Origin of the sequence: Mesorhizobium sp. B2-1-3A (assembly GCF_006442655.1) — a bacterium.
Taxonomy (GTDB): Bacteria; Pseudomonadota; Alphaproteobacteria; order Rhizobiales; family Rhizobiaceae; genus Mesorhizobium.
Map to the genome: position 1 here is coordinate 442,971 of NZ_VFWK01000001.1, position 14,486 is coordinate 457,456.

The 14,486-nt window shown below is 63.7% G+C and carries 13 protein-coding genes and 1 riboswitch; of the genes, 1 reads left to right on the top strand and 12 read right to left on the bottom strand.

All coding sequences use genetic code 11. From position 1 onward, the window contains the following. Window positions 1-15: 15 nt before the first annotated feature. The 8 genes from FJ977_RS02245 to FJ977_RS02280 form a co-directional block, all read right to left on the bottom strand. Complete coding sequence (locus tag FJ977_RS02245; RefSeq protein ID WP_140768164.1) at window positions 16-999, bottom strand: 2OG-Fe(II) oxygenase family protein; 984 nt, start codon at window positions 997-999, stop codon at window positions 16-18. Window positions 1,000-1,199: 200 nt separating this feature from the next. Continuing rightward, window positions 1,200-2,735, bottom strand: coding sequence for a DHA2 family efflux MFS transporter permease subunit (locus FJ977_RS02250; protein ID WP_140768166.1), 1,536 nt, complete (start codon window positions 2,733-2,735; stop codon window positions 1,200-1,202). A 304-nt stretch (window positions 2,736-3,039) separates the two neighbouring features. After that, window positions 3,040-4,221 carry an HlyD family secretion protein gene (locus tag FJ977_RS02255; protein WP_140768168.1) on the bottom strand — a complete coding sequence of 394 codons (1,182 nt, stop codon included), beginning with the start codon at window positions 4,219-4,221 and terminating at the stop codon, window positions 3,040-3,042. After that, on the bottom strand, window positions 4,218-4,697 hold the full coding sequence (locus FJ977_RS02260; RefSeq protein WP_140768170.1) for a MarR family transcriptional regulator: 480 nt from the start codon (window positions 4,695-4,697) through the stop codon (window positions 4,218-4,220). The genes FJ977_RS02255 and FJ977_RS02260 overlap by 4 nt, the downstream gene beginning before the upstream one ends. Window positions 4,698-4,844: 147 nt before the next feature. Continuing rightward, entirely contained in the window at window positions 4,845-5,894 is a 1,050-nt protein-coding gene (locus FJ977_RS02265) for an iron ABC transporter permease (RefSeq protein WP_181179497.1), read from the bottom strand. Then, window positions 5,894-6,841: an ABC transporter substrate-binding protein gene (locus tag FJ977_RS02270; RefSeq protein ID WP_140768172.1), complete on the bottom strand. Its 948-nt coding sequence runs from the start codon at window positions 6,839-6,841 to the stop codon at window positions 5,894-5,896. The genes FJ977_RS02265 and FJ977_RS02270 overlap by 1 nt, the downstream gene beginning before the upstream one ends. 45 nt (window positions 6,842-6,886) lie before the next feature. Then, the gene (locus FJ977_RS02275) at window positions 6,887-7,675 is read right to left on the bottom strand and encodes an ABC transporter ATP-binding protein (protein ID WP_140768174.1); all 789 of its coding nucleotides are present in this window, start codon (window positions 7,673-7,675) and stop codon (window positions 6,887-6,889) included. Next, window positions 7,672-8,139 (bottom strand): DUF1636 family protein, encoded by a 468-nt coding sequence (locus tag FJ977_RS02280; protein ID WP_246682802.1) that lies wholly within the window; start codon window positions 8,137-8,139, stop codon window positions 7,672-7,674. The genes FJ977_RS02275 and FJ977_RS02280 overlap by 4 nt, the downstream gene beginning before the upstream one ends. A 21-nt stretch (window positions 8,140-8,160) precedes the next feature. Next, window positions 8,161-8,366: riboswitch (cobalamin riboswitch) on the bottom strand. Window positions 8,367-8,644: 278 nt separating this feature from the next. Between FJ977_RS02280 and FJ977_RS02285 the strand changes: the two genes are divergently transcribed. Then, a complete protein-coding gene (locus tag FJ977_RS02285; RefSeq protein ID WP_140768178.1) occupies window positions 8,645-9,478 on the top strand; it encodes an AraC family transcriptional regulator in 834 nt (277 codons plus the stop codon). A 6-nt stretch (window positions 9,479-9,484) separates the two neighbouring features. On the opposite strand, the gene FJ977_RS02290 is transcribed toward FJ977_RS02285, so the two are convergent. The 4 genes from FJ977_RS02290 to FJ977_RS02305 all read right to left on the bottom strand — a co-directional run bounded on the left by FJ977_RS02290 (window position 9,485) and on the right by FJ977_RS02305 (window position 14,368). Next, window positions 9,485-10,435: a helix-turn-helix domain-containing GNAT family N-acetyltransferase gene (locus FJ977_RS02290; protein ID WP_140768180.1), complete on the bottom strand. Its 951-nt coding sequence runs from the start codon at window positions 10,433-10,435 to the stop codon at window positions 9,485-9,487. A gap of 329 nt (window positions 10,436-10,764) precedes the next feature. After that, window positions 10,765-11,898, bottom strand: coding sequence for an alanine racemase (locus FJ977_RS02295; RefSeq protein WP_140768182.1), 1,134 nt, complete (start codon window positions 11,896-11,898; stop codon window positions 10,765-10,767). Further along, window positions 11,895-13,172 (bottom strand): D-arabinono-1,4-lactone oxidase, encoded by a 1,278-nt coding sequence (locus FJ977_RS02300; protein ID WP_140768184.1) that lies wholly within the window; start codon window positions 13,170-13,172, stop codon window positions 11,895-11,897. Before FJ977_RS02300 ends, FJ977_RS02295 begins: the two co-directional genes overlap by 4 nt. An 11-nt stretch (window positions 13,173-13,183) precedes the next feature. Continuing rightward, complete coding sequence (locus tag FJ977_RS02305; RefSeq protein WP_140768186.1) at window positions 13,184-14,368, bottom strand: MFS transporter; 1,185 nt, start codon at window positions 14,366-14,368, stop codon at window positions 13,184-13,186. Window positions 14,369-14,486: the final 118 nt, after the last annotated feature.

The following is a 14,486-nucleotide window of genomic DNA, read 5'->3' on the forward strand; positions in this document are numbered from 1 at the left end:
ACTTCCCTGCCCGGCCTACTTGGTCGTCGCCTTGAATTTTCCCATCAGATAGGGGCCGGAGCGCACAGGCTCGTATTTCGGCGCTTCGCCGTCGGCGAGGCAGGCGTGCAGCACCTTGATCTCCGCGTCCCAGTTCGGCTGGTGGAAGAAGGCCATGGACTGGCGCCGGTCCTTGCCACCCTCATCCGCCGGCGGATTGACCACGCGATGCACGGTGGAGACCCAACGATCGTTGGTCCAGCGCGCCATCAGGTCGCCGATATTGATGACGAAGGCTCCCGGGATCGGCGGCACCTCGGTCCATTCTCCATCCGGCGTGATGATCTGAAGGCCGCGTGATCCGGCCTGCGGCAGGAGGATGGTCAGGCTGCCATAGTCGGTGTGGGCGCCGGCGCGGATCTGGCCGGGTTTCGGCGCGACATGCTGTTCGGGATAGTTGAGCGCCCGAAGCGCGCTGATCGGCGCATCGAGATAGCTGTCGAAATGATTTTCGGGCAGACCAAGCGCGGTGGCGAAGACACGCATGACGCGCAGCGCCAGATCCTCGAGCGCCGCATAGTAGGCTTTCCAGGCGTCGACGAACCCCTCCGGTTCTCCGGGCCAGATCGTTTCGGCATAGCAGAAGGCGAGCGCCTCGGGATCGGACATGCCTTGCGGCACGCTCAGGGGGCCGCCGTTGAAACTCTCCTTGAGGTCGGGCGGCGTGTCGACGTTGCGGGATTTGGCCAATGCTTCGAGTTCAGGGCCAAGATAGCCGTAGGGATAGCCCTTGTAGGGCGCCTTCGAGCGCTGCTTTTGCTCCGGCGCCAGATCGAAAAAGGCCCGTGCCTTCGACCATGCCGCATCGATCACCGCCTGTGGAATGCCGTGATTGGTAACAGCCAGGAACCCGGTGTCGCGGCAGATGCGGTCGACCTCGGCGCCGAGCGCCTGCTTCTCCTCGGCGCCGGCGTCTTCGAACCGCCCGAGATCGAATACCGGAAATGTCTGGTGCCGCATCGTTCTTACGCCCCGCTGGGTCAACGGCCAAACGATGCAGGCCGCTTCCGCAATGAGCTAGCACCAACCGACGCGGCAATCCTAGTCCATATCGGCGGCAGGCATATTGCCTGCCGCGGCCTAGTCCATATTGGCGGCGGGCACATTGCCTGCCGCGGCCTAGTCCATATCGGCGGCAGACAGATTGCCTGCCGCGGGGCCTAGTCCATATGCGCGGCGGGTGCGCCGCCGCCGGCCGGGCCGGCTTTCGGCTTGCGCAGCAGGAAGACGAACGGGATGGCGAGCAGCGTCATCATCATCAGTATTTTGAAGTCGTTGACGTAGGAGATCATCATCGCCTGGATATTGACCATGCGATCGACCTCCGACAGCGCCGTGGGATCGCCGCCGGCGGCCGCGGGCGAGACTGCCCAGAGGTTGGGATTGAACGGGTTGATGAAGGCAGAAAGCTCGGCGTGGTTGATCTGCGTGTTGCGCACCAGCAGCACCGTCACGACCGAAACGCCGATCGACGAGCCAAGATTGCGCACCAGGCTGAACAACGCGGTCGCATCGGTGCGGAAGCGTACGTCGAGCGTGGCGAACGTAACCGTCGACAGCGATACGAACACCATGCCCATGCCCAGGCCCTGGATCACCCCGGAGCTGATGATCAGCCAGTTGTCCATTTGCGGCGTGAAACTGGCCATGGTGTAGAGCGACTGCGCGGTCAGCAGAAAACCGATGACGACGAGAATTCTGGCGTCGATCTTTCCCATGATGCGCCCCACGACGAGCATCGAGATCATCGTGCCGACACCGCGCGGACCGATGACGATGCCGATGGTGATGGTCGGATAGCCGAATATGGTCGAGAGCATCGGCGGCAGCAGCGACATCGAGGCCAGGATGAGCACACCCATGACGAAGATGAACGCCAGGCCGGTCACGAAATTGCGATCGAGGAAGATCTTGGGGTCGATAAAGGGATGTTCTGCCGTCATGGTGTGGATGATGAACACCCAGAAGCCAGTGATGGCCAAACCGAGTTCGATCCATATCTCGACCGAGGAAAACCAGTCGACCTCACCGCCGCGATCGAGCATCAGTTGCAGCGCGCCGACGCCGAGCGATATCATGGCAAAGCCGAAGAAATCGAAGCTGCGCACCCGCCGGGCAACGGCCGGCAGATAGGCGGCCATGCCAATGAAGGCGACGATGCCGACCGGCAGGTTGATGAAGAACACCCAGCGCCAGTTGAAATTCTCGGTCAGCCAGCCGCCCAGCGTCGGGCCCAGGATCGGTCCCAGCATGATGCCGGCGCCCCAGATGGCCATGGCCTGGCCGTGACGCTCCTTGGGGTTGATGTCGAGCAGGAAGGTCTGCGACAGCGGCACGATTGCGGCGCCGAACACGCCCTGCATCAGCCGGAACAGCACGATGGTTTCGAGGCTCCATGCCAGGCCGCACAGCATGGAGAAGATGGTGAAGCCGACCACGGCCGTCAGGAATAGCTCCTTGCGGCCGAAGCGGTCGGAGAGCCAGCCGGTGACCGGCGTCATGATGGCGGCGGCCACGATGTAGGACGTCAGCACCCAGTTGATGTTGTCCGGAGAGGCGCCGAGATCGCCGGTCATGGTCGGCAGGGCGACGTTGGCAATCGTGGTGTCGAGCGCCTGCATGACGGTCGCCAGCATGAGCGCGACCGTGATCAGGCCGCGATGCGGCACTTCTTTGAAGGATTCGGGCGTGCTCATCCGCGGAACTTCCAGCCGGTAACAAAAACGTGTACATAGGGTTTCCGGGCGGCAAAGCCTTCCGTTGAGAGCCTCATCGCGGTGGGACGCGATTATCGATGTGGGGGTTACATCGACCGAGGGTCTCTGATGAGCGGATGCCTGCCGCCCGGAAACATGAGGACCGACGGGTCCGTGTCGAAGATTTCAGATTCGGCCAAGCCGCAACGCGGCTCGAACCAGGCGCTGATCCTTCCCACTCCTCCCATCAGACCAATCCTTTTATCCACGTCCACCCGCCTGGTCCGCGCGGGCTTCCGCTGACTTATTGCGCGGCCTCGCCAGCCTTGGCGTGACCGAATATCGCGGGGAAACCGCGGGCAACGCCGGTGTCAACGGTGACAGAAGCGCTCATGCCCGTCCGCAGCGCCATCTTGGCGTCGGGATCAGTGAGTTCCAGGCGCACCGGGATGCGCTGCGTGACCTTGACCCAGTTGCCGGTGGCGTTCTGTGCGGGCAGCAGCGAGAATTCAGCACCCGTTCCCGCACCGATCGCCTTGACCGTCGCCTCGAAGGTCTTGCCCGGATAGGTGTCGACCACGATCTCGGCCTTCTGGCCCGGCTTCATGTTGGTGAGCTGGGTCTCCTTGAAATTGGCATCGATCCAGGTGTCGCCGGTCTCGACCAGCGAAAACAGCGGCGTGCCGGAGCCGACAAACTGGCCGACCTTGAACGACGAGGCCTGCGAGATGACGCCATCGGCGGGCGCCTTGACCGTGGTCTGCGCCAGGTCGTAGGCGGCCTTGTCGCGCGCGGCGAGCGCCGACATCACGGTTGGATGCTTGTCGGTTTCGATGTCGGGGTTGCCGCCAAGTGCTGCCTTGGCACTGACAATGCCTTGCTGGGCGACGGCGACCTGCTGCTTTGCCTTGTCGAGGTCGTTGCGGGCCTGATCCAGCGACGACTTGGCGTTGATGCCCTTCTGCGCGAGATCGGCGGCGCGGTCATATTGCGACTGGGCGTAGTCGACCTCGCTGCTGGCGGACTTCTCCTGCGCCATCGACTGGCTGTAGGCGGCACGCAGTTGCTCGACATTGAGGCGTGCCGCGGCAACCGCGGCGTCGGCCTGGGCGAGCGCGATCCGGTAAGGCTCGGGGTCGATTGCGAACAGGAGATCCCCCTGCTTGACTAACTGATGGTCCGATATGGCGACCTGGACGATGCGGCCTGCCGTGTCCGAGGCGATCGACACCTTGGCCTGCTGCAGATTGGCGTTCTCCGTCTCCTGATAGCGCCCACCGGTCACCCAGACATAGCCGCCGCCGATGATCAGCGCGGCCGGCAAGGCGAACATCAAAAAGAAGCGGCCCATGCGGCGCTTCTTCTTTGGCGCCGCCGGCACCGGCACTACGGGCGGGGCGACCGCGACAGGGGCGGCAACCGGCTGGGCCGGTGCTTCCATCTCGACCTTGGGGGCGTTTTCGTCGACCTTGGCTACCGCATTCATGCTGCTGCGCCTTCCGCACTCTTTACCTTTTCAAGCGACGAAGCCTCGCCGTCCGTCAGATTCTGCACGATTACATCGAGCGCCCTGATCAGGACGCGGCGGTCCTCGGGCGAAACGCCGACAAGCGATTCCTCATAGACTTCGCCGGCGAGGCTCTTGACCTCGGCATAGGCGGCGCTCGCCTTGGCTGTCGGGAAAATCATGCGCACGCGGCGGTCGGCGGCGTCGGCGCGGCGTTCGATCCAGCCGCCCTCCTCCATCCGGTCGACGAGGCGCGAGACGCTGATCGGCTCGATTTCGAGCAGTTCCGCGAGCCGCGCCTGGGTAACGCCTGCCTCCTTGGCGACACGCACCATGAGGCGCCATTGCGCCGACGAAAGGCCAAGCCCGCTGGCACGCGTCTCGAAGCGCTTGCGCAGCAGACGTTGCACGTCGTGGATCAAAAAGCCCAGTCTATCTATGCCATCAGAAACCATGAGCGATACATATAATAAGCGTGCTTACTATTCAAGATGTCACGTGACGGCCGAAGCCGGCAAATGTGCATGGCGGTCTTGCAACGCGATCGCGGCTGGCAATCAGTGAACCGCTGGAGACAGCCGGCCAGGCAGGAATCGGCCTTTTCACAGGCGGTTTCGGACGACCAGCGTGACGACGAAGAAGGCACCGAGTGAGCTGGTGATGATGCCTATCGGCAGTTCCTGCGGCGGCAGCAGCGTCCGGGCGAGAAGATCGCTTGCCAGCAAGAGCACCGCCCCGAACAATGCACAGCTTGCGATCAGGCGCAGATGCAAGGGGCCGGCCAGCGGCCGCGACAGATGCGGGATCATCAATCCGACAAAGCCGATGACGCCGGCGACCGAGACGAGAATTGCCGTCGAGAAGGCCGCAATGAGAAACGTCGCTCTGCGCATGCGCGCCACCGGCACGCCAAGGCTTTCGGCAGCACTTTCACCGGCTAGGAAGGCGTCCAGCCTGCGGTGGTTCCACAGCCCGTAGGCCGCGATCGTGCCGGCTCCCAAGGCGCCCAGCCAGACATTATCCCAGCGCGCCAGCCCGAGCCCGCCCATCGTCCAGAACAGCACCGAATGGGCCGCACGCTGGTCTCCGGCAAAGACCAGATAATTGGTCAATGCCGTGAACAGGAAGGAGACGGCAAGGCCGGCGAGGATCAGCCGCTCCGGTCCCTGCCCCCTTACCCGTGCGACCAGCAGCAGGACGATGCAGGCGGCCAGTATGCCGCCGGTGAAGGCGGCGACCGGCAAGGTCCAGATGCCAAAACTGTCGCCGAAGACGGTGATGACGGAAACAGCGCCGGCGGCGGCCCCCGACGACAGGCCGAACAGGAAAGGATCGGCGAGATCGTTGCGGGTCACCGTCTGCAGCAAAGCACCTGTTATACCGAGGCCGGCACCGACACAGACCGCCAGGATCGTGCGCGGCAGCCTGAGATCGACGACGATCTTGCCGACCGGGCCCGACACCTGGTGTTCATGCATCCCGACGGCATGGCCAAGCGAGGCGATGACGTCGGTCAGCGGGATCAGCGTCGAACCATAGGCTATCGACAGCAGCACGAGGGCGACGACCGCCACCGTGCCCGCCACCATGGCCAGCGCGAATGCCTTGTGCCCCGAAAGCGCGCCGGATTTTTGCCCTGGGGCAAGAAGCATCAGAACGCTTCCGGATGCATCGCCTTGGCGATCTTGGCGATCGCCTCGATGTTTGCCGGTCCAGGCGTCAGTTCGGCATAGCGAAGGGCCACGAAACGCTCGTTCTTGACCGCGTCCGTCTCCTTCATCGCCGGATGCGCCTTCAGGAAATCGAGCAGTTTCCTGTAGCCGCCGCCATCCTGGTAGTCGAGCAGGATGAGGAATTGCGGATTGCGCGAGGCCACTGTTTCCCAGTCCGTGTTGCCCCAGCTGGTGTCCATGTCGGCCATGATGTTGTCGCCACCGGCGGCTGATATCATGGCGCTGGGGATGGCGAATTTTCCGGCGGTGAACGGCTTGTCCTCGCCGGAATCATAGAGGAACACGCGGGTTCCCTTGGCGTCGCCGACCTTCGTGGTGATGTCGGCGAGTTGCGCCTTCCAGCCGGCGACAAGCTTCTGCGCCTCGGTCTCCTTGCCAAAGATCTTGCCCAGCTTTTCAACATCGTCATAGAGCAGGTCCATGGAAGCCGCCGGGCGGTTCTTGTCGAGATGGACGCAGCTCTCGGTCAGCACCAGTGTCTTGATGCCATGTGGGGCGAGCGTGTCGGGCGTCACGTCGCCGCCCGGCTTCATGCCATAGTACCAGCCGGCGAAGAAGAAATCGGGCTCGACGGCGACCAGGTTCTCGAGCGTCGGGTATTTGGGCGCGAGTTCCGGGATAGAGCCCTGCTCGGCCTTGAATTCGGGGCCGACCTTGTACCATCCGGTGATGCCGGTCAGGCCGACGATCGACGGCTGCAGCTTCAGCGCGAAGGCCATCTCGGCCATGTTGAGATCATGGATGACTGCGCGCTTGGGCGGCCCGTCGAAGGTCAGCGGCTTGCCGCAACTGTCGACGGTGACGGGGAAAGCGAAGGCGGTAGAGGCCAGCAAGGAAAAGACGAGCGACAAGGCGAGACGTTTCACGGATTTTGCTCCTTGGTTGAACAGTGCTGATGAGGGATGGTTCGATCAGGATGGCGGCGCGGCGCGGTTCGGAACATCGAACACCGTCAGTTCACGGTCCTCGGTGGGGTGGCGCAGGCGAAACACGTCGACGCCGAAAATCTCGCGGATCAGCTGTTGCGTCAGCGCTTCGCGCGGTGCGGCCAACGCGTGCAGCCGCGCTTCGTTCATCACCGCGACCCTGGTGGCGAACGGCGCCACCAGGGCCAAGTCGTGCAGCACCGCGATCACCGTCATGCCGAAGCCGGCGACGAGTTCGAGAAGCTCGCCGCGAGCACGCGGGTCGAGATGGTTGGTCGGCTCGTCGAGGAACAACACTTTCGGTTGCTGCGCAATGGCGCGCGCCAGCTGGGCGCGTTGGCGCTCCCCGCCAGACAGCGAGCCAATGGTGCGGCCAAGCAGCGGCAGAAGGCCGGTCCGGCGCAGCGCGTCCACCACGATGTCACGCTCCTCGCTCCTGCGCCTCAGGCCGGCATGCGGAACGCGGCCAAGTTCGACATAGTCGATCACCGCCAGCCGCGGATCCGGCTGGTCGGTCTGGCCGACGACGGCCATGTGCAGGGCCCGCTCGGCTGTCGAGATCCTGTCCAGGCGTCGCCCGCCAAGCTTCACCTCGCCCGAACTTGGCCTGAGCATGCCCGACAGCATGCGCAGCAGCGTCGTCTTGCCGGCGCCATTGGGGCCGATGATGGCGAGACGATCGCCGGTGGCGATAGAAAGGCTGACCGCATGGACCAGATTCCGGCCATTCGCCACGGCACCCAGGTCGCGCGCCTCGAGGAGTGGCATTGTCATCGGCTATCACCCGCCAGCTTGCCCGGCGCCGGGATGCGGGCCAGCGTCTTGCCGGCCAGTCGCGGCGGACGTTGGCCGGAATTGCACCAGCCGTCGGCGAGCGAGGCGTAAAGCCAGGCAAATCGCACGAGATCGCCAGCGTCGGCCTCGGCATCGATGGAGCCGAAGAGATAGGTGGCCTTGCCCGGCGCCTGGAAGGCTACCGTCAGCGGCCGTGCGCAGCCCGCCATGCATTCGACGCCCTCGATCGTGAAGCCATGCGACACGGCGGGTTCATCGTGGGCCGAGAGCCGGGAGCGCAAGTCGGCGCACAGGCTTTCGCCCGACCGGATGCCGGTCGGAACGTCACGGCAAAGCGTGCACACGATGATGCGGTGATCGATGGCGCCGTCCAACTTTCCGTCACTTTCCAAAACTGGCGACGGAAGGATGTTGGCGAGCCGGCAGACAAGACCGACGTCCACGTTTCCTCCCGGCACACCCCGTCCGGTCAACTCAGTGATGGCAGGTCTCCTGGCTCGCGGGTCGTTGCGCAATCCTGCCTTCCCAGCCTTGCCGGCCAGTGGCATTTCGGATCTTGCTCACCGCTTACAGTTGCGGGGGCAGCCACGGCTTCGACCTATTGGGTCTCACCGTGTTCCCTTTTCACCCCTCGCCTTTCGACTCGGGGACCATCACCACTCGATCGTAGTTTTCCCCCAATTGCTTCGCAACGGATTTCTCGGTGCATTGTCGATCCCGCGGCGGCGCTCAAATTGTACATGTTATGTAATTACATTACATCTTAGATCATGCCGCGCGGGGACGTCAAGTGAGGGCTTGCTGCCGGAAGAAGACAGCGAGCCAGTCTCGCTCCTGGAGATGCGGCTGGCCGCGGAGCGTTGCCGTCCGGATTGCACGGCAAGCGCAATTTCGATCAAACTGCCGCGCGCGAAGGCCGCAAGATGATCCGCTCAATGCGAGGAACCCATGAACCCGACCGAGAAAGCGCTGTGGTTTGTCGAGAGCCATCTGCCGGAGGCGATCTCGCTCGACGATGTCGCCCAAAGCAGCGGCGTGTCGCGCTTTCATGTGACGCGCGCCTTCGGCGCCGCCACCGGCCGCTCGGTCATGGGCTACATGCGCGCACGCAGGCTGACCGAGGCGGCGCGCAGGCTGGCCGGCGGAGCGCCCGACATCCTCTCGGTGGCGCTCGATGCCGGCTACAGTTCGCATGAGGCTTTCACCCGCGCCTTCCGCGAACAGTTCGGCACCACGCCGGAGATGGTGCGCGCGCGAGGCTCGACCAAGACCCTCGACCTCGTGGAGCCGATCCTGATGGACCAATCCTTTCTTTCGGCCCTCGAACCACCGCGCTTCGAGACCAGCCGGCCGTTGCCGATCGCTGGGCTCGGCGAACGCTACACCTGTGAAACCAGCGCCGCCATTCCGATGCAGTGGCAACGCTTCGGTCCCTATATCGGCAACATTCCAGGCGAGACCGGCGACGTCGCCTACGGCGTCTGCGCCAACGGCGACGATGCCGGCAATTTCGACTACGTCGCCGGTGTCGAGGTCACCGATTTTTCCGACCGTCCAAGGGAACTCAGCCGCGTGCGCATACCCGCCCAGAAATATGCGGTGTTTGCGCATCGCGAGCACATCTCGACCATCCGCCGCACCGTCAACACGATCTGGAACAAATGGCTGCCGGCCTCCGGGCACGAGATAGCGGACGCGCCGGAATTCGAACGCTACGGTCCGGAGTTCGATCCGCGCAGCGGCGATGGCGGGCTAGAGATCTGGGTGCCGATCAAGGATTGACCGGCACTACAATTCCAAGTCCCAGGTCTGGCCAACCAGATCCTTGCCGAAGGAGTGGTGAGGTTCTTCCTCGGTCAGTCTGAAGCCGACCGCCTGGTAGATGTGCCGGGCGGCTATCAGGATATCGTTGGTCCACAAGGTCAGCGTCTTGTAGCCCTTCGCACGGGCAAAGCCGATGCATTCCTCGACCAGCCGCCTGCCGATGCCGAGGCCACGCACCGAAGGTTCGACATAGAGCAGGCGCAGCTTCGCCACCTTGGGCGATTTGCGCACGACGAAGACCGAGCCGACGACCTCGCCATCGCGCTCGGCGATCCAGCTTCGTTCCCATTTCGGATCGAAGGATTTGACGAATGCCGCGAGGATTTCGGCAACCAGCGCCTCATAGGTTTCGTCCCAGCCATAGTCCTGCGCGTAGAGCATGCCTTGCCGGCGGATGATCCAGCCAATGTCGCCGACCTGCAGCGGCCGCAACAGATAAGGGATCCTTGGCTCGGCGCTTTCACCCAGCAGAGCCTGGACCGTCCGCATGGATTTCACCAGCCGGTCCTGCTCCGACGCAGGCAGCCGATCGAGGAGCGCCGCGACCTGGTCGTGCGAATCCTTGTTCAGCGGCGCGAAGGCATTCCTGCCCGCCAGCGTCAGCGCAATCGACGATTGCCTGGCGTCCGAAACCATCGTCGACCTGGAGATGAGGTGAAGGCGCTCGAACTTCTTCAGCAGACGGCTGACATAGCCGGCGTCGAGACCGAGGTCGCGCCCGAGGTCGGTCGCGGTCAGACCGTCGCGGTGCGCCAGTTCGTAGAGCACGCGCGCCTCGGTCAGCGAGAAGGCGCTTTTCAGCAGCCCTTCGTCGAGCAGCCCGATCTGGCGGGTGTAGAAGCGGTTGAAAGCCCGCACCGCGTCGATCAGGTCTTTGTTGGGCGCTTCGTTACCGGGCTGATGGTGAATCGTCATGGGCATCTCCTGTCCGCACAGGATTGATCATTTGGTTGACTGAGTCAATAAAATGGTTGACCCAACGCACCTCACAACTTCATCATTCTAGGGCGGAGCAAGGAGCGAAGCGACGCGCGCAGACCCTGGAATCCATTCCGTGACGGTGGCCGAAGCGCGCCACGCCGCAGAACGGGCTTCATGTGTCTGCATTAGGCGCCAAGAATCCATTTCGTTGCATAGCGGAAGGGGGCATGGATTCTAGGGTCTGCGCTCCGCTTCGCGTCGCTCCGCCCTAGAATGACGACATCGCGGGGTCGGTGCGCCAATCACGACCGCAGTGGCGCCCCTCAACCCATCGGCAACACCGGCCAGCGATCAACGATCTTGCCGCCAGAAAATACCGCGATCGGCCCGAATTGCTGCAGCACAGCCTCGCTCTGCGTCGGCCTCAGAAAGGCATAATCCCCCGGCTTCACCTGCGCTGTTGCCGGCAAGCTCATGAATTGCTGGTTGGAGGAAAACCCCATCAGACCGTTTGGTTTCATTCCTTCCGGGAACACCGCTTCGGCCATCCACTTGCCGCCATAGAGATAGCAGCCTTTGCGCGGGAAGAGGCCGAGCGCCTGCAAGGCCTTCGAGAACCAGACCGGGCCTGGCAGCGCCGCATCGGCCGCCTTGAGGATCGGGGTGGCGATGAAGGCGGCCGGCTGGAATCCGTTGAGCCCCGGCTTGTCGAAATCGCTGGGCAGGACGAAAGCCGAGCCGATCGAGACTTCGTTGGCAACGCCCGCGCCATGCAGCAGCGCCGTCTTCGAGCCGCCGATGTTGAGGATGCGGCGCTGATCCGGTTCGAGTGCCACGACGAAATCTGCCGCCAGCGCCGAGGCTTTCATCAACGCCTTGGCAGCACCGCCAAACAGCCCGGGGATTTCCGGCGCATGCGCCTCATAGGCCATGATGCCTTCGCAACACAGGCCCTTCGGCACCGTCAGCGCCTTGATCTCGGCCGGGCGGGCAAACCCGCCGCGATGGAGGCCGACATCGACCTCGAAGGCGATACGCAGCTCGATAGCGAGATCGGCGGCCAGAGCGCCATATTCCGCCAGTCTTTCGTCGCTGTCGACCAGCCAGCAGACACGCGACCAGTCGGCGTCGCCCTTCACCAGCACCGCTCTTGCCGCGCTGACCGGCATTGGTTTGCCGTACAGCAGATCCGCATGCGGGAACGCCTTCAGCACCGCCGCGCTGATCGGCGGATGGAAAGTCATGAAGCGATCGCTTCCAAGCGTCTTGCCGATATGCGAAAGCAGCGGCAGGCAAGCGAGCGACTTGTCGACCAGCCGCACGGCAAGGCTGGGGTCAAGCCTGTCCTTCACCAGGGCGATGTTGCTGTCCAGCCGGTCGCGGTCCAGCACCAGACAGGGCTGGAAGATACCGGCCTGCTTCAGCGCCTGCGATAGAGTGGCGAAATAGGCGCTCATGGTTCGATGCCGAACAAGCCAGCCATGTAGGGCGAGACGAAACGGTTTCGCGGATCGATGTCGCGGCGCACCGCCATGGCATCGTCCCAGCGCGGATAGAGCTTCTTGAAGTCCGCCGCCTTCAGGCTGTGCATCTTGCCCCAATGCGGCCTGCCGCCATATCTGCGAAAGACCGGCTCTGCCGCCTGCATGAACGGCAACGGATCGTTCGCCGCGTCGTGGTGGATGGCGATCGAACAGGTCGGCCTGTTGTAGAAGGGCGAGAGCCAGAACTGATCGGCCGCGACGCTGCGCACCTCCATTGGGAAATAGACTTCGGGAAAGCGCTTTTCGGTCAGCTCGATGATTTCGGCCAGCGCCTTCGGTCCTTCCTCGAACGGAAGGTGATATTCCATCTCGTTGAATCTGGTCTGTCGGTCGCTGGCATAGACATTGAGCCAGTCCTGCACATAGTCCTCGGCCGGCACCTTGGCGACGGCGCCCTGGATCAGCCGGCGGCGCAGTGACGGCAGCCAGGCTAGCCCGGTGCGCAGCCGGCGCAGTGTCCGCAGTCCGGCCTCGTCATTCTCGGTAGGACGCGCGGTGGTCGCCGCGTCGCTCAAGTCGCTGGCGATGAACTGCGCATGGCCGGAGAACGGGATGTAGTAAAATTCGGCCGACCGGTGCGTGCTCATCATCGTTTCGAAATCGCGCAGCATGTCGGCGATCGGCAGCACCCATTTGCGGCGGCGCAGCCTGTAGGTCGCAATGTTGTTCAACGTCACTTCGCTCATGACGCCGAAGGCACCGAGCGCGACGCCTATGGCGTGGATCGTGTCCTGATCCCCTGCCCTGGTGAAGTCGCGAACCTTGCCAAACCCGTCGACGATCTGCACCGTCTCCAATTGCGTGTGATAGGCGCCGAGCGTCGGTCCCGAACCATGGGTCGCGGTTCCCAGCGCCCCGCCGATCGCCTGGCGGTCGATGTCGCCCATATTGGGCAGGCCCTGGCCGATATCCTGCAGGATGTGCATGAGCGAACCAAGCCGCGTGCCCGCCCGCACGCGCGCCTGATGCTTTTCAGCGTCATGCGAGACCAGCCCCTCCAGTTTCTCCAGGGACAGGATGGTGCCTTGCGATTTCACCAGCGGCGTGAAGGAGTGACCGGCACCGACGACACGGATCGGGCCGGGTGCGGTGCGAATGAGATCACCTACTTCACCGGCATCGGCGGGGCTGGCGATCAGCCGCGGCTCGGCCGTGACATAGCCCGACCAGTTGCTCCAGCTGGACATATTACCCCCGGTCAGGCAACGGCGCGGCGGTGCCGCGAGACGAGGACGAACAGGCCGAGCAGCAGCACGCTGGCCAAGGCACTGCCGACAGCGAATTCCGGAACCGGGCGAAAATCCTTGCCGTCAATGAGCAGCGACGCCGCGACGGGCCCGGCCGCCAGGCCAAGGAGCTGCGCGGCAGGCACCAAGAGCACGGCCGTGCGGGTCTCGTCCGCCGTGATCGTCAGCCGGATCTGATAGGGCACGATGAACAGGAGAATAAAACCCATGACCAGGGCGGCGACCCAGAACGTGGTGAGGCCGGGTCCGCTGGCGAGGATGAGCGAGGCGACAAGTGCGACGGTGCCAATTGCCGCTATGGCAAGGCGATAGTCGATGCGGGCCTCGAACACGGTCGCGGTCATCGCGCCCAGAACCTGCATCGCGAGGCTGGCCGATACGATCAGGCCAACGGTGCGGCCGTCGATGCCGAATTGGGCGCCAAGCGGCTCCAGAAAGGCCCAGATCGAGCCAAAGAACATGAAGTAGCAGAAGATGCACAACAACGCCGTGATCGAAGGAACCGTCAGCACATTGGCCAGATCCTCGTCCTTGGGCAGATCGGCATAGTCGGCGGGGACCGTGAAGGCGACCCCCAGCGACAGGACGCAGACGACCGCCAGAACGAGGAAGCCGCCGGCCGACCCGGCCGCTGGAATGACATAGAGCGCCAGTAGCAGGGCCAGAGGGCACTGCGCCAGCGTCTGCATGGTGACGAAATAGCCGCCGATGCGCTCGGCCCGGCGCGAGCGGGCGATCAGTTCGGTGGCGACCGCGACAAGGCCGCCTTCGGCAAGGCCGGCCACGGCGCGGGCCGCCATCAACATGTTGGCGCCGGCGGCATAGGCGGTCCAGACATTCGCCAGTGCCAGCAGGAGCAGGAGGGCCGCACTTTTCCAGCGCATGTTGCGGGCCGAGAGCAGCGTTGCAACGATCGCCGAACCGATGGCGATGGCGATCAGTTCGGCGGTGGCGACCAGTGCCAATTCATCGCCGCTGACATGGCCCTCTGTATAAAGGGCGCCGAGCAAAACCGGCTGCATACCGAGAATGAGCAGACCGACCGATCCGATCCACAGGGCGGAGGCAAGCTGGCCGCCGGTCGGGTTGCCGACCAGCCAGTCGCCGCTTCCGGTATGCGAGTCACCAGATGTCAAAGGCGCCTCCCAACATCCTTGCCGCACGGCAGAAAAGCTGACAATCTGTCAGCATTTTCAGGACCTGATACTTGATCATATTTCTTGTCAACCAGAATTTGGCAGTTCGAGCGAAAGA

What these genes read in the sequence shown, in the direction of transcription:
- FJ977_RS02250 (WP_140768166.1), bottom strand. Translation starts at nt 2,735, where the DNA reads ATGAGCACGCCCGAATCCTTCAAAGAAGTGCCGCATCGCGGCCTGATC.
- FJ977_RS02260 (WP_140768170.1), bottom strand. Translation starts at nt 4,697, where the DNA reads ATGGTTTCTGATGGCATAGATAGACTGGGCTTTTTGATCCACGACGTG.
- FJ977_RS02265 (WP_181179497.1), bottom strand. Translation starts at nt 5,894, where the DNA reads ATGCTTCTTGCCCCAGGGCAAAAATCCGGCGCGCTTTCGGGGCACAAG.
- FJ977_RS02295 (WP_140768182.1), bottom strand. Translation starts at nt 11,898, where the DNA reads ATGAGCGCCTATTTCGCCACTCTATCGCAGGCGCTGAAGCAGGCCGGT.
- FJ977_RS02290 (WP_140768180.1), bottom strand. Translation starts at nt 10,435, where the DNA reads ATGACGATTCACCATCAGCCCGGTAACGAAGCGCCCAACAAAGACCTG.
- FJ977_RS02245 (WP_140768164.1), bottom strand. Translation starts at nt 999, where the DNA reads ATGCGGCACCAGACATTTCCGGTATTCGATCTCGGGCGGTTCGAAGAC.
- FJ977_RS02255 (WP_140768168.1), bottom strand. Translation starts at nt 4,221, where the DNA reads ATGAATGCGGTAGCCAAGGTCGACGAAAACGCCCCCAAGGTCGAGATG.
- FJ977_RS02275 (WP_140768174.1), bottom strand. Translation starts at nt 7,675, where the DNA reads ATGACAATGCCACTCCTCGAGGCGCGCGACCTGGGTGCCGTGGCGAAT.
- FJ977_RS02285 (WP_140768178.1), top strand. Translation starts at nt 8,645, where the DNA reads ATGAACCCGACCGAGAAAGCGCTGTGGTTTGTCGAGAGCCATCTGCCG.
- FJ977_RS02300 (WP_140768184.1), bottom strand. Translation starts at nt 13,172, where the DNA reads ATGTCCAGCTGGAGCAACTGGTCGGGCTATGTCACGGCCGAGCCGCGG.